General features: G+C 61.9%; 15 protein-coding genes. 9 read left to right on the forward strand and 6 right to left on the reverse strand.

Features of this window, described 5'->3' with window-relative positions:
• Positions 1-115 precede the first annotated feature (115 nt).
• Positions 116-1,708, reverse strand: coding sequence for a galactarate dehydratase (gene garD / locus NCS02_RS22130; protein WP_250436816.1), 1,593 nt, complete (start codon positions 1,706-1,708; stop codon positions 116-118).
• Between the two features lie 204 nt (positions 1,709-1,912).
• Between garD and kdgD the strand changes: the two genes are divergently transcribed.
• The gene (gene kdgD, locus NCS02_RS22135) at positions 1,913-2,830 is read left to right on the forward strand and encodes a 5-dehydro-4-deoxyglucarate dehydratase (protein WP_008348545.1); all 918 of its coding nucleotides are present in this window, start codon (positions 1,913-1,915) and stop codon (positions 2,828-2,830) included.
• A 119-nt stretch (positions 2,831-2,949) separates the two neighbouring features.
• Positions 2,950-4,302, forward strand: coding sequence for an MFS transporter (locus NCS02_RS22140; RefSeq protein WP_008348547.1), 1,353 nt, complete (start codon positions 2,950-2,952; stop codon positions 4,300-4,302).
• Positions 4,303-4,362: 60 nt separating this feature from the next.
• Here NCS02_RS22140 and NCS02_RS22145 read toward each other — a convergent pair whose 3' ends face one another.
• Positions 4,363-4,695 (reverse strand): DUF2322 family protein, encoded by a 333-nt coding sequence (locus NCS02_RS22145; protein ID WP_008348548.1) that lies wholly within the window; start codon positions 4,693-4,695, stop codon positions 4,363-4,365.
• An 82-nt stretch (positions 4,696-4,777) separates the two neighbouring features.
• Positions 4,778-5,224, reverse strand: a complete 447-nt coding sequence (locus tag NCS02_RS22150; RefSeq protein ID WP_008348550.1) for an SRPBCC family protein — start codon at positions 5,222-5,224, stop codon at positions 4,778-4,780.
• 164 nt (positions 5,225-5,388) lie between these two features.
• On the opposite strand from NCS02_RS22150, the gene NCS02_RS22155 reads away from it, so the two are divergent.
• The 6 genes from NCS02_RS22155 (at position 5,389) to NCS02_RS22180 (ending at position 11,484) form a co-directional block, all read left to right on the forward strand.
• Positions 5,389-6,873, forward strand: a complete 1,485-nt coding sequence (locus tag NCS02_RS22155) for an MmgE/PrpD family protein (RefSeq protein WP_250523290.1) — start codon at positions 5,389-5,391, stop codon at positions 6,871-6,873.
• 214 nt (positions 6,874-7,087) lie between these two features.
• Positions 7,088-7,963 (forward strand): glycine betaine ABC transporter substrate-binding protein, encoded by an 876-nt coding sequence (locus NCS02_RS22160; RefSeq protein ID WP_175981212.1) that lies wholly within the window; start codon positions 7,088-7,090, stop codon positions 7,961-7,963.
• A 154-nt stretch (positions 7,964-8,117) separates the two neighbouring features.
• The gene (locus tag NCS02_RS22165; RefSeq protein ID WP_250503343.1) at positions 8,118-9,479 is read left to right on the forward strand and encodes an MFS transporter; all 1,362 of its coding nucleotides are present in this window, start codon (positions 8,118-8,120) and stop codon (positions 9,477-9,479) included.
• A gap of 13 nt (positions 9,480-9,492) precedes the next feature.
• Positions 9,493-10,464 carry a dipeptidase gene (locus NCS02_RS22170; RefSeq protein ID WP_008348557.1) on the forward strand — a complete coding sequence of 324 codons (972 nt, stop codon included), beginning with the start codon at positions 9,493-9,495 and terminating at the stop codon, positions 10,462-10,464.
• Positions 10,465-10,539: 75 nt separating this feature from the next.
• On the forward strand, positions 10,540-11,100 hold the full coding sequence (locus NCS02_RS22175) for a PAS and helix-turn-helix domain-containing protein (protein WP_250523291.1): 561 nt from the start codon (positions 10,540-10,542) through the stop codon (positions 11,098-11,100).
• Positions 11,101-11,301: 201 nt separating this feature from the next.
• Positions 11,302-11,484 (forward strand): hypothetical protein, encoded by a 183-nt coding sequence (locus NCS02_RS22180; RefSeq protein WP_008348560.1) that lies wholly within the window; start codon positions 11,302-11,304, stop codon positions 11,482-11,484.
• A 77-nt stretch (positions 11,485-11,561) separates the two neighbouring features.
• Here the strand turns inward: NCS02_RS22180 and NCS02_RS22185 are convergent, their stop codons facing one another.
• Both NCS02_RS22185 and NCS02_RS22190 read right to left on the reverse strand, forming a co-directional pair.
• Positions 11,562-13,541, reverse strand: coding sequence for a PhoX family protein (locus NCS02_RS22185; protein ID WP_250503345.1), 1,980 nt, complete (start codon positions 13,539-13,541; stop codon positions 11,562-11,564).
• Between the two features lie 88 nt (positions 13,542-13,629).
• A complete protein-coding gene (locus tag NCS02_RS22190; protein WP_250523292.1) occupies positions 13,630-13,908 on the reverse strand; it encodes a hypothetical protein in 279 nt (92 codons plus the stop codon).
• A gap of 22 nt (positions 13,909-13,930) precedes the next feature.
• Here NCS02_RS22190 and NCS02_RS36330 point away from each other — a divergent pair, with 22 nt between their 5' ends.
• The gene (locus NCS02_RS36330) at positions 13,931-14,065 is read left to right on the forward strand and encodes a hypothetical protein (protein WP_284504372.1); all 135 of its coding nucleotides are present in this window, start codon (positions 13,931-13,933) and stop codon (positions 14,063-14,065) included.
• Positions 14,066-14,173: 108 nt separating this feature from the next.
• On the opposite strand, the gene NCS02_RS22195 is transcribed toward NCS02_RS36330, so the two are convergent.
• On the reverse strand, positions 14,174-14,506 hold the full coding sequence (locus NCS02_RS22195; protein ID WP_250441091.1) for a double zinc ribbon domain-containing protein: 333 nt from the start codon (positions 14,504-14,506) through the stop codon (positions 14,174-14,176).
• Positions 14,507-14,514 lie beyond the last annotated feature (8 nt).

The following is a 14,514-nucleotide window of genomic DNA, read 5'->3' on the forward strand; positions in this document are numbered from 1 at the left end:
CAGCGTGGCGGTCCGATCGCGCATTCCGCTCGCTCATCCGCCTCACACCGCGCCCGCAAAAAAAATCGCCCCGCTCAAAGCGGGGCGATTTCGTTTCCGGCGAGCGCGCATCGAATCACGTCACCGGCGCCGGATTGAACAACACAAGCGCGTTGTGCAGCTTCAACGCCTCGGCCTTCGTCTGCTTCTTCCCGCTCGCGACATCGAGCATCAGCCGGAACAGTTCCCAGCCCACATCGGCGATGGTCGCCTCGCCCGTCGCGATGGTTCCCGCGTTCACGTCCATCAGATCGTGCCAGCGGCGCGCGAGATCGGAGCGCGTCGCGACCTTCAGCACCGGCACTTCGGCGAGGCTGTACGGCGTGCCGCGCCCCGTCGTGAAGACATGAAGGTTGATGCCCGCCGCGAGCTGCAGCGTGCCGCAGATGAAATCGCTCGCAGGCGTCGCCGCGTAAATCAGACCCTTCTGCTTCACCTTCTCGCCCGGCGACAGCACGCCCGAAATCGTCGATGACCCCGACTTGACGATGGAACCCATCGCCTTCTCGACGATGTTCGACAGCCCGCCCTTCTTGTTGCCCGGCGTCGTGTTCGCGCTGCGGTCCGCGCCGCCGCGCTTCAGATAATCGTCGTACCACTGCATCTCGCGGATGATCGCCTGCGCCACCTCACGGTTCGCCGCGCGCGCCGTCAGTTGCGCGACGCCGTCACGCACTTCCGTGACCTCCGAGAACATGACGGTCGCGCCCGCGCGCACCAGCAGATCGGTCGCGAAACCGACCGCCGGATTCGCCGTCAGCCCGGAAAACGCATCGCTGCCGCCGCACTGCACGCCGACGACGAGATCCGCCGCCGAACACGTCTCGCGACGGCGATTGTTGAGGCGCTTCAGATGCGTCTCGGCCATCCGCATGATCGACTCGATCATCGAGCCGAAGCCGACGTGCGCCTCGTCCTGCAACACGACCGTGCCGCCGTTGTCGTCGTGCGTGTTGTCGCCGATATCGGCCACGTCTTCCGTTTCCGCCGATGCCGCCGCGATCGGAATCGTGCCCGGCGGCATCAGGCGTTCCGGTTGGAGCTTCTCGCAGCCGAGCGACACCATCATCACTTCGCCGCCGAAGTTCGGATTCAGCGCGATGTTGCGCACCGTGCGGATCGGCACCATCGCGTCGGGCGCGTCGATGGCCACGCCGCAGCCGTATGTGTGACCGAGGCTCACGACGTCATCGACATTCGGATACCGCGGCAGCAGTTCCGCCTTGATGCGCGTCACGGCGTGCTGCACGACGTCCGCGACGCATTGCACCGTCGTCGTGATCGCGAGGATGTTGCGCGTGCCGACCGAGCCGTCGGCGTTCCGATAACCCTCGAACGTGAAGCCTTCCAGCGGCGATTCGTCCGGCGCCTTGATCGTCGCAATCGGCAGGTCGTGCAGCTCGGGCGGCGTCGGCATGCGCGTGACGTGCTCGTTGATCCAGCTTCCCTTCGGGAGCGCCTTCGTCGCATAGCCGATCACGACGTTGTAGCGGATGACCGCATCGCCTTCCGCGAGATCCTTCAGCGCGACCTTGTGGCCCTGCGGCACGCGTTCGCGCAGCACGAGGCCATCGGCGAACGTGGCGCCTTCGCCGAGACCGCCGTCGTTCACGACGATCGCGACGTTGTCGTCCGGGTGGACGCGAATATAGAGAGGGGACTGATTCATTCTGACGAATCCTTGAGCAAACATACCGCGCGGCTGCGGCTTGAGTTATGTCATCCTACAACATAGACAATCACAATTGGTTAGTATTTACCCGTATCCATTGATTTTGCACGCGTAAATAGATTGTCTGACGTCAGTCTATGTTGTACGATGACTTACGAGATCGGCAATCGGCCGGTCGCCGAACATCGAGACTTCATCACCATGACGACACCGCAAGAACTGAAGCAAATCGTTTCCGAAGGCCTGCTCTCCTTCCCCGTGACGGATTTCGACCAACAAGGCAACTTCCGCGCGAACACGTACGCGGAGCGCCTCGAATGGCTGGCTCCTTACGGTGCTTCAGCGCTGTTCGTCGCGGGCGGCACGGGCGAGTTCTTCTCGCTGACGCAACCCGAATATTCGCAGATCGTGAAGACGGCCACCGAAGTGTGCCGCGGCAAGGTGCCGATCCTCGCCGGCGCGGGCGGCCCGACGCGCACGGCCATCGCCTTTGCGCAGGAAGCGGAGAAGCAAGGCGCGCAAGGCGTTCTGCTGATGCCGCACTATCTGACCGAAGCGTCGCAGGAAGGCATCCGCGCGCACGCCGAGGAAGTCTGCCGCGCCGTGCCGAACATGGGCGTCATCATTTACAACCGCGCGAATTCGAAGCTCAACGCCGACATGCTGGAGCAACTCGCGGATAGCTGCCCGAACCTGATCGGCTTCAAGGACGGCGTCGGCGAAATCGAGAACATGGTGACGATCCGCCGTCGCCTCGGCGACCGCTTCTCGTACTTGGGCGGCCTGCCGACGGCCGAAGTCTACGCAGCCGCGTACAAGGCGCTCGGCGTGCCGGTGTACTCGTCGGCGGTGTTCAACTTCATCCCGAAGACCGCGATGGAGTTCTATCGCGCAATCGCCGCCGACGACCACGCGACCACGGGCCGCCTGATCGACGAATTCTTCCTGCCGTACCTGAAGATCCGCAATCGCCGTGCGGGCTATGCGGTGTCGATCGTCAAGGCGGGCGCGAAACTCGTCGGCCACGATGCGGGCCCGGTGCGCGCGCCGCTGACCGATCTGACCGAAGACGAGCTCGAGCAACTCGACGTGCTCATCAAGAAGCTCGGCGCGCAGTAAAGGCACAGGCAGGAGACGGGCGAAGCGAGGACGCACGACGCCGTGTGACGCTTCGCCGATGAGGGCCGCGCGAGCGGCCCTCCGTGCATCTCGCACGTACGGAAAGAAAGGGGAAGTCCATGTCGATGAGCCGCACCGCGAATCCCGCGGACGTCATGAAGCGCACCAAGGTGCGCTATCTCATTCTGTTGCTGATCTTCGTGATCACGACGTTCAACTATGCGGACCGCGCGACCTTGTCGGTGACGGGCTCCGCGATGCGCGCCGAATTCGGTTTCGACGCGATCCGCATGGGCTACATCTTCTCGGCCTTCAGCTGGGCGTATGTGCTCTCGCAAGTGCCCGCGGGCTGGCTGCTGGATCGCTTCGGCGCGCGGCGCGTGTATGCGGCGAGCATTTTCCTGTGGTCGCTGTTCACGTTGCTGCAAAGTTCGATAGGCCTGCTCGGCAGCGCGGCGACCGCCGTGACCGCCCTCTTCGTGCTGCGCTTCGCGATGGGCGCGGCGGAAGCGCCCGCGTTTCCGGCCAATGCGAAGGTCGTCGCGAGCTGGTTCCCGACGAAAGAACGCGGCACGGCATCGGCGATCTTCAACTCGGCGCAGTACTTCGCGGCCGTCGTTTTTACGCCGTTGATGGCGTGGCTCACGCATGCTTTCGGCTGGCATCACGTCTATATCGTGATGGGCGTTGCGGGTCTCGCGCTCGCGCTGACGTGGCTCGCCGTGATGAAGAATCCGGCGGATCATCCGCGCGTGAACCGGCAGGAGCTGGAGTACATCGAGGAAGGCGGCGGTCTCGTGCGCGGTCATCAGCGCGCGGGCGGCGTGGCGCGTGGCACGTCCCACAGCGTGGGCTGGCCCGTCGTCAAGCAGTTGCTGACCAACCGGATGCTGCTCGGCGTGTATCTCGCGCAGTACTGCATCAACGTGTTGACGTACTTCTTCCTGACGTGGTTCCCGATCTATCTCGTGCAGGCGCGTCACATGACGATTCTGCAGGCAGGCTTCGTCGCGTCACTGCCGGCGATCTGCGGCTTCACGGGCGGCGTGCTGGGTGGCGTGATCTCCGATGGCCTCATCCGTCGCGGCAAGTCGCTCACTTTCGCGCGCAAGGTGCCGATCGTCGGCGGCATGCTGCTGTCGTCGTGCATCATCGGCTGCAATTACGTCGACACGGACTGGATCGTCGTCGCGCTGATGTCGCTGGCGTTCTTCGGCAAGGGCATCGGTGCTTTGGGATGGGCCGTGGTCGCGGATACGTCGCCGAAGGAAGCCATCGGGCTTTCGGGATCGATCTTCAACATGTTCGGCAATGTCGCGGGCATCGTGACGCCGATCGTCATCGGCTATCTCGTCGCGCAGTCGGGCTCGTTCAATGGCGCGCTGGCGTTCGTCGGGATCAATGCGCTGATCACGGTGTTCAGCTATCTCGTGATCGTGAAGGACATCAAGCGGGTGGAGTTGAGGGTCTGATCCGCTGCAAGCGATGAATCGGAAAAGCCCGTTCTGCTCATGGCAGAACGGGCTTTTGCTTTACTGCGCCCGAACCACGTCGACCCGCAACGCCTCGCCGCCATCGACGATCGCAATCAGCCGATCCACATTCGGATGCGCGCCCGGGCGATTGCGCGCATCGGCCGTATGTTCGGCGAACACGGCGAGACCATGCTCGGCGGCTTGCGCGTCCAGCGCGCCGAACGCCTGCTTCAGATAGTGATAGACCGCGAGCGAGCCCTGCTTGCCCGGCTTGTTCTCGATGCTCGCGACCACGTCACCTTTGCCATCGACCAGATCGATGCGCTCGATGCCGTCGATGGCGGGCAATTGGGCGAGGTTATCCTTGAATACGTTGCTCGGCTGGATCACGAAAAGCACTCCACGTTTTGAGTTGATGTTGCGGGGCGCCGTATCTTATCCGATCAACGAAAGGGCTCGATCGCGCGCATCGTCACTCGGGGATCACAGGCTCGACGAGCCGCGCGAGTTGCTCCAGCGACTCTTGCCAGCCGAGATAGCACATCTCCACCGGAATGACTTCGGGCACGCCCTCCTGAACGATGCTCAACTCGGTCCCGCACACGACCTGCTTCAAAGAAACGGTGACCTGCATTTCGCCGGGCAGGTTCGGATCGTCGAAGCGGTCCGTGTAGCGAATCTTCTCGAACGGCACCAGCTCGACGTACTCGCCACCGAACGAGTGACTATTGCCCGTGCCGAAATTGCGGAACGACATCTTGTGCGTGCCGCCCTGGCGCGCATCCATGTGATGGACCTGACATGTGAAGCCGTAAGGCGGAAGCCACTTCGCGATCGCATCGGGTTCGAGGAACGCGCGATAAAGACGCTCGGGCGTCGTACGCAAGACACGGTGAAGGCGGATGGTTCCGGTGGCCATGGTGTGCTCTCCTTTCGCGGAAAAATTGGACACATCTCTACGACGATGCATCGAAGCGTGAATCGACATGCAAGGGAATCGGGAAAACCCTTGGTTCGCCTCGTTGCCGCGGAATGATACTTGCGCGCGGTTTCCCACTTGTGCCATTTCAAGGAAACGACTCCATGCCCAACATCGATCGCCGTAGCTTTCTCATGACCAGCGCAGCAGGCGCTTTCGCATCGGCGGCAGGCACGACAGCGTTCGCACAGACAAGCAACGCCGCATCTGCATCCGCTTCCGCATCGGCCAGTGGCGCGCATGCGAAGCCGCCGCGCGTCACGCGCATTCTTGCGGACTTCATCGTAAGAACGGGTTATGGCGATCTGCCCGCGCCGGTGCGCAAGGAAGGCGTCAGGACGTTGATGAACTGGGTCGGCGTCGCGGTCGGCGGATCGCACGACGAGACCGTGAATCGCGCAGTCGCCGCGCTCACGCCGTTCTCCGGTCCGCCGCAAGCGAACCTGCTCGGCCGGACCGAGCGCTTGGACATCATGAACTCGGCGTTCATCAACGGCGTGAGCAGTCATATCTTCGACTACGACGACACGCATCTGAAGACGATCATTCACCCGGCGGGACCGGTCGTGTCGGCGATATTGGCGTATTCGCAATATCGCGCCGTCACGGGCAAGGACTTTCTGAACGCGCTCGTGCTGGGCGTCGAAACCGAGTTGCGAATTGGCAATGCGGTGTATCCGAATCATTACGATGTCGGCTGGCACATCACCGGTACGTGCGGCGTGTTCGGCTCGGCGGCGGCGACGGGCAAGCTGATGGGACTGAGCGTCGAGCAGATGGTCTGGGCGCTCGGTCTCGCCGCCTCGCAGCCGGTCGGCTTGCGCGAGTCGTTCGGCTCGATGAACAAGAGCTTCAATCCCGGCCGCGCCGCCGCGAACGGCATCTTCGCGGCACTGCTCGCGGGCCAGAACTACACGAGCTCGGACGGCATGATCGAAGCCAAACGCGGCTGGGCCAACACGATCAGCACGAAGCAGGATTATCGCGAGATCACGGAGGGCCTCGGTTCGCATTGGGAATCGACGTTGAATACGTATAAGCCTTTCGCGTGCGGCATCGTCATTCATCCGTCGATCGATGCAGCGATCCAGTTGCGCAATCAGGAACACTTGAGCGCGGATCAGATCGCGCGCATCGATCTTCGCGTGCATCCACTCGTGCTCGAACTGACGGGCAAGAAGACGCCGCAGATCGGGCTCGAAGGCAAGTTCAGCATCTATCACGCGGTGGCGATCGCGATCATCGACGGCGCGGCGGGCGAGAAACAGTTCAGCGACGCCAAGGTACGCGACCCGAAGACAATCGAGCTGCGCGACAAGGTGAACGCGATCGTCGATCCGTCCATCAAGCCGGAACAGGTCGACGTGACGATCACGCTGAAGGATGGCCGCAAGCTGCACAAGTACATCGAACACGCGATCGGCAGCACGCAAGTGCCGATGACCGACAAGCAGCTCGAAACCAAGTTCTCCGATCTGGCGGACGGCATCCTCACGCCGGAGCAAACGCGCGCGCTGATCGATAAATGCTGGCACGTCGAGCAACTGGACAGCGCAAGCGAAATCGCGACTTCGGCGCTGCCGCGATGATCGTTCATGCGAAGAGCGCCAGCTCGATGTATCGACGTTCCATCCGACGATATAAGCAAAGAACATTGACGTCGCGTTAATGCGCCCGAATACTGCGGGCTGCAGGGCGTCGCCTGCAATTGCTTAATCATCCGTCGCAAATGAATGCGTTATAGATCAGGAGAATCGATCGCGTCGCGTCTTCCATAAAACCTGTCGATGCAAGGAAACGTCAATGAAGAATGCCTTGTCCGTGAGCTTCGCCATGAAAGCTGCCGTTGCAGTCTCCACTGTCACGTTCGCGATGTGCGCGAGCGCCGTCGAGCCGATCAAGATCACGCTAGCCAATTGGGCCGATACGCAAGCGGTCGTCTATACCGCGAAGTACGTTCTCGAAACGAAGCTGCAACAACCGGTTACCCTGACCACGGCGGACCTCGGCATTCAGTTTCAGGGCATCGCGCGCGGCGATGTGGACCTGATGCTCGGCGCGTGGCTTCCGGTCACGCACGCGGCCTACTACGCGCGCTTCAAGAACGACATGGAAGATCTCGGCGTCATCTATTCCGGCGCGAAGATCGGCTGGGCGGTGCCGGATTACGTGCCCGAGAGCGAAGTGGCGTCCATCGGCGATCTGAACAAGCCCGAAGTCAAGAGCAAGTTGAACAGCACGATTCAGGGCATCGAACCGGGCGCGGGCGAGATGGTCGCTTCGGAAAAGGCGCTGAAGGAATACGACCTCGCCGGATATAACCTCATTCGCGCAAGCGAGGCCGGCATGTTGACCGCCGTTGCGCGCGCGTATCAATCGAAGAGCTGGATCGTCGCGACGGTGTGGAGTCCGCACTGGCTCTGGCAGAAGTACAAGATGCGCTATCTGAAAGATCCCAAGGGCGTGCTCGGCGGCGACGAGCAGATTCACGGCTTCTCTTCCAAGCAGTTCGCGACGAAATTTCCGCGCGCGAATGTCTTCATCCGGCACTTCAAGCTGACGCTGGCCGATGTCGAATCGATCGAGCTCGACGGCAACGCATCGAACGACTGGAGCGCGGCGGCGAAGAAGTTCGTCGACAGCCATCCCGAGAAGGTCCAGGCGTGGCTCCAGCAATAGGCGCGAAGCCGCGCCCGGCCTTGCACGCCGGGCGCGGCGGCGTCGTCGGACCGCCGATTACCTAGGTAATTGGCACGTATGGACCTAAGTAATTTGAGCACTTACGCTCCTTTCAATCCGGATCGAATCCGACACGCGAAAGGGGTGAAGCGCCATGCCACATCAAGCAACTCACGAGGTCGATACCAAAACGCTGAGACGTGTCATCGCGGCGGCGTCGATCGGAAACTTTGTCGAATGGTTTGATTTCGCGGCGTACGGCTTTCTCGCGACCATCCTGACGCGCGAGTTCTTTCCCAGTGGCGATCCCACGGTCGGTCTCCTGAAGACGTTCGCGGTCTTCGCGGTCGCCTTCGCATTCCGTCCGCTCGGCGGCCTCTTCTTCGGCGTGGTCGGCGACCGCATCGGCCGCAAGCGCACGCTCGCTTTCACCATCCTGTTGATGGCCGGCGCCACGACGCTGATCGGGCTGCTGCCGACTTATGCGAGCATCGGCTATTGGGCGCCGCTGCTTCTCACGATCATCCGCTGCGTGCAGGGCTTTTCCGCGGGCGGGGAATACGCGGGCGCGTGCGCCTATGTGATGGAGCACGCGCCGCGCCGACGCCGCGCGTTCTTCGGCAGCTTCGTTCCGGTCTCGACATTCTCTTCGTTCGCATGCGCGGCCGTTGTCGCCTATGCGCTCGAATCGTCGCTTTCGCCCGCGGCGATGGTCGACTGGGGCTGGCGCGTGCCGTTCCTGATCGCGGCGCCGGTCGGTCTCATCGGCGTGTATCTGCGCGTGAATCTGCACGAGACGCCGGCATTCCAGGCGCTCGAAGGCAAGCATGAAGTCGCGCATGCGCCGCTGATGGAAACCCTGCATTCGCAGTCCGGAAACATTCTGAAGCTCGGCGCATTCGTTTCGGTGACGGCGCTTTCGTTCTACACGTTCACGACGTATTTCGCGACCTACATGCAGGTCGCCGGACATCTGACGCGCGGAACATCGCTTCTCGTGACCGTGCTCGCGCTCTTCTTCGCCGCGGCGCTGTGCCCGCTCGCCGGTCTGTTCTCCGACCTCGTGGGCCGCCGCGCGACGATCGCGACGACGTGCATCTTCATCATCGTCTCGGTCTATCCCGCCTTCGCGCTCGGCGGATCGGGAAATCTGTCGCCTTCGCTGCTCGGCGTTGCGCTGCTCGCGGTGGGCGCGGTGCTTTCGGGCGTGGTCACTGCTCCGCTTCTTTCGGAAGTGTTCGCGACGAAGACGCGATACACCGCATCCGCGATCACGTACAACCTCGCGTACACAATCTTCGGCGGCACCGCGCCGCTCGTCGCGACGTGGCTGATCGCGGAAACGGGAACGAATCTGTCGCCGGCGTATTACCTGATCGCCGTATCCATCTTCGCGATGATCGGCGGCCTCTCGCTGCGCGAAACGTCGAAGACCGCGCTCGAAGAAGCAGGTTCGGCGAACAAGAGCGCAAGCAGTGGCCCGGCCGTCGAGCGCGGCATCAAGAGAACCATCTGAACGGATACACGCGATGAATAGCCTTCACGATTCGAGCATCATCATCGACGGACTGAACATCTCGAAGTTCGAGCGCTCCGTATTCGAAGACATGCGAAAGGGCGGCGTCACCGCCGTGAACTGCACCGTGTCGGTGTGGGAAGACTTCCAGAAGACCATCGATAACATCGCGGAAATGAAGCAGCAGATCCGCGAATACAGCGAGATTCTGACACTCGTACGCACGACCGACGACATCCTGCGCGCGAAGAAAGAGAACAAGACCGGCATCATCTTGGGCTTTCAGAACGCGTATGCGTTCGAGGATAACTTAGGCTATATCGAGGTGTTCAAGGAGCTGGGCGTGAATGTGGTCCAGCTTTGCTATAACACGCAGAATCTCGTCGGCACGGGTTCTTATGAACCGGATGGCGGCTTGTCGGGATATGGCCGCGAAGTGATTCAGGAGATGAATCGCGTCGGCATCATGGTCGATCTTTCGCATGTGGGCGCGAAGACTTCTTCCGATGCGATCGCCTGCTCGAAGAAACCCGTCACCTACTCGCACTGCTGCCCTTATACGTTGAAAGAGCATCCGCGCAACAAGACGGATGAGCAATTGAAGGAGATTGCCGAAGCGAACGGTTTCGTCGGCGTGACCATGTTCATGCCCTTCCTGAGACGAGGCGCCGATGCGACCGTCGACGATTATCTCGAAGCTATCGAATACGTCATCGATCTTATCGGTGAAGACAAGGTCGGTATCGGAACGGACTTCACGCAAGGCTATAGCACCGAGTTCTTCGACTGGATCACGCATGACAAGGGCCGTTATCGCCGTCTGACGAACTTCGGCAAGGTCGTGAATCCGGAAGGCATTCGCACGATCGGCGAGTTTCCGAACATCACCGCCGCGATGCAAAAGGCCGGCTGGAGCGAATCTCGCATCAGGAAAGTGATGGGCGAAAACTGGCTGCGCGTATTCGGTGAAGTCTGGAACGGTTGAAGCGAAAGTCCGTGCGAAAAGTGCCGAACCTCGGTGTTACAGTAACTTTTCGCCAGACGCGACAATCTTCCCGACATGACCAATTCGCCCAAGCTCGACTACGAGGACTTGTTCAGGCATTTGCCCGTGGCCGTCATCGTCGCGAGAGAGCGGATCATGGTCGACTGCAATGCACGCGCGCTGGAACTCTTCAGGGCAAAACGCAGCGATATCATCGAGCAATCGTTCTCGAAGCTCTATCCCGAGCAGAAGGATTTCACCACCACCGGTCATCGTCTGGCGCCGTTGCTTGCAAAGCATGCCGTATTCAGCGATGACCGCATCATGCGGCGCGTCGACGGAAGCTACTTCTGGGTGACGGTCGGCGGCTTCGGCTATAACCCGAAGCGGCCTTTCGAGCTTGCGGTCTGGACGTTCACGGATCTGTCGCAAGGCACGAAGCAATCAGACAACGCAAGCCTGCTGACCGAGCGCGAGCGCGACGTCGCCGCGCTGCTCGTGCATGGCATGACGAGCAAGGAGATCGGCAAGGAGTTGAACATCAGCCCGCGCACGGTCGACATCCATCGTGCAAGCCTGCTGCGCAAATACGGCGCGCGAGCCACACAAGACCTGATCGCGCGGCTCCTGGCCTGAATCGGCGCGAACTGCCGCAATATTCAGACGAAAGCGCTCGCGTAAAGAAACATTTTCCGATGCCGATAACCTGAAGCAGAAGGAGCCGGACGCCAGATCGTTCGCGCCTTTTCGACATTCATAACGCGTGTTCCGCAGCCATACGGCGCGGGCCGACGACATCCGGAAGAGAAAGAAGCAATGGTCTTCAGTTACAGGGACATGATGGTCACGCCGGCGGCGGTCCGGCACGGCGACGCGTTTGCCGCGACGGCGCGAATCCAGGATTTGAACGGGATGGAGCGTTCGGTGCGCTTGGCCGGCGAGTTTCCGAACGTGGAAGAAGCGATCCGCTATGCGATTGCGGCCGGCTTCGAATATATCGATTACGAGCAAAGCTGCTGAACTCCGCGAGGCGCGCCGCGTCCGCGACGCACCTCGAAGCTACGCATCGAGGGAAGCGTTGCGCTTCCCCTGGCTCGTCAACTCAGCTTGACCGAGGTTGCATCGGCGGTCAGATAGCCCACCGCCGCGCCGTAGCGATCCTTGTAGTTCGCGCGGATCAGCGGATCGAGCGTCGCCTGCACCTTCGAATGCAGCGGCGTTTCCCAGTCGCCCGCATGCTGGAAGTTGCTCATGATGTAGGTCCAGCCGTTGATCTCGTCGACCGCGTGGAGGCCCGTCGATTCAGCGCCCGACGGCGCCGACAGAATGCGCGACAGCGACTTCGTATCGACGTTGTATGCCCACAGGAAGTTGTTGACGTGCCGGCCGCTGTCTTCGCCGATGAACAGCGTGCGCAGCTTCTCGGAGAACTTGAGGTTATCCGGATTCGCGATGCGCTCCGGGTTGCCGATGTTGCCGAGCGCATCGGCGGAAATGTCTTCGCCGACGAGCGCGGCGGGCGCGGCCATGTCGACCGGAACCCATTCGCTGTTGATCGCCGCGCCGGTCAGATCCTTCTGTCCGCCCTTCAGATTGAACGCGTACACCGCGCCGGAGTTGATGGTCTTGTCGACGGCGAATTCGGCCGCGTGCGCGTCGCCCTTGACCATGGACTTGACGATCTGCGACATCGCCGAGTACACGATCTTGTCCTTCGCGTTGACCGTCGTGCCTTCGAGCTTCGTGAAGCACATGCTCGCGCCGCGCAATGCCGCGTAGCGATGCGTCTCCAGAAACGCGGCCGCCTTCTCCATGCCCGGCTTGATGCGAATCCAGTTGAACGCGCCGTTGTAGTTGATGCGCGTATAGCTCGCATCGAGCGTCGCGCCGACGGTCGCATCGCTGAGGACATCCATGATGTCGGCGAGCGTCAGCGTGTTGGCGAGGTTCTCGATTTCATCGCTCGTCGCGTGGCCGAGGTTCATCCACGTCAGATTGGCCGAGCCCGCGCCCGCCGATGACGTCATCGCGCATTTCGCGACGTAAAGCGTGCCCGCGGAAAGATCCGCTTCCTTGTCCGCGACGAACATGAAGACGCCGCCGTTGGTCGCGTCGTCGCCCATCATGACGGTGCGCTTGTCGGGCATCACTTGAATCAGCTCGTGCGAGATGCGGCCGAGGCAATAGTGCTTCTTGATCGTGCCGGTGCCGTCCGGGTTGACGGTGACTTCGGGCACATGGCCGTAGTGATACGGACGGGCCTTCGTTTGATCGCCGTAAAGGTTCCGGCTATACGCGAGGAACTGCGCGTCCTTCGAGCCGAGCGCCGCATCCGGCTCGTACTCTTCGCTCGACAAATGCGTGTTCCACGGCGAGAGGCTCGCGCCGCACGTGATCCACAGACCGTTCGCCTTCGACGTATCGACGTTCGCGTAGCTCACGAGCGTCAGCTTGCCGGTGGCCGGATCCTGATCGAGCGTCAGCACCGCGATCGGCGACGGCAGGCGGCCGTACATGCTCGCGGCGTTCTGGTCGCGCGTCGTGTATTCGAACTGCACGACGGCGAACACGGCGTTGCCCTTCACGCCCTTGACGGTCGTCTTGTCGAGCTTGATGAGCGACGTGCCGTCCGGGCAGTCCGAGAAGAACTGGCGCTCCTTGCCCGCCACCGACTTGTCGATGATCGGCTGATTGTCGATATCGAAATAGCCGCCCGCGACGATGGTGCCGCCGGCCGTGTTCGGCACGACATCGCCCGTCACGAAGAACGGCTGATACGCGAGCTTGTACGCGCGATTGCTGCCGTCGCTGAAGTTCACGGTCATGGTCGAGCCGACGGTGGTCTTCGCCATCGCCGCGGGATCGGCGAGCGTCGGCGCGGCCATGCTGCTGAACGTCGCCGTGGTGAACGCAGCCGTCGACGCGGGCGCGGACGCGTTCGTCGCCGCGTTGCTGTCGCTGCCGCCGCATGCGGTGGCGAGCAGCGAAGCGGCGGTCGCGCCGCCGAGCGGCAGCATCGGTGCGCCGGCGAGAATCTTGAGAGCTTTGCGGCGGGAGAGGTCGAGTGGCAGCGCCATGTGTGGTTCGAGTCCTTGATCGTGGGTTTGTACCGGCGATGAATGTCCCTGCTTCGGGCCGTTGCAGCCCGATGTGCCGGTTGACGCGCTACTTTAGGAAAGAAATGTGAAATTTGTTTGACAGGACGCTGTAATCTCTTGATTCCTCGACCGGAACGTAGAAATGTCCGCTGAGGCTTTGCCATCGGGCCGCTGGACCGACGGTTCCGATTCCGGCGGCGGCAATTTCAACGCCAACCAGGGCGCGCATTACGTCGTCGGCAATCGGCTGACGCTCGCCAAAGGCACGGGCACCCTCGCCTGCACCAATCTGATGGCCACGTCGCCCGATCGGATCCGACAGCAACGCAAGCGTCACGAAGGACACCGTCTTCGCGGGCGGACAGGTCATGGGCGGCGGCATGAACGTCATGTCGCGACTGATGGGCAACAATGCGACGCATCCTCTCATCGCGATCGTGTCCGCCGCGAAGCTGCCCAACACGGGAGACGTCACCGGCGCCGTCGTGCTGGCGTGCAACTGATCGCCGCGCGACCGTTCTGATCGCATCGCGAAGAAAGGCCACTCATCAGTGGCCTTTTTTTGGCTTCCAGTCTTGCGAAGGCGGCGCGTTCCCCACACGCTCCGACAATCAAACCACGCGCTTCCCGCAACTGACGCAGTACCGCGCGCCCGCCTGGATCGACGTGCCGCACGTCGGGCATCGGCTGGGATCGAGCGGCGTGTCGCACTGCTTGCAGACGGCCGTGTCCGGCGGATTCGACTTGCGGCATTGCGGGCAGATCACATCGGGCGGCAGCGGCGGAATCGAGCCGGGATGACGGCCCCACGATTCATCGCCGTCGTATTCCTGATAGCCGTCCCGATGACGCCGGTCATGCTCTCTCCGATGGCTGCCGTGCCCGCCGTGCCCGCCATGTCCGCCGAAGTGACCGTTCTCGAACAGCTTCCGCAAGAAACTCATGATTTGCT

The sequence above is a fragment of the Caballeronia sp. NCF2 genome (genome assembly GCF_023631205.1).
Lineage (GTDB): Bacteria > Pseudomonadota > Gammaproteobacteria > Burkholderiales > Burkholderiaceae > Caballeronia > Caballeronia zhejiangensis.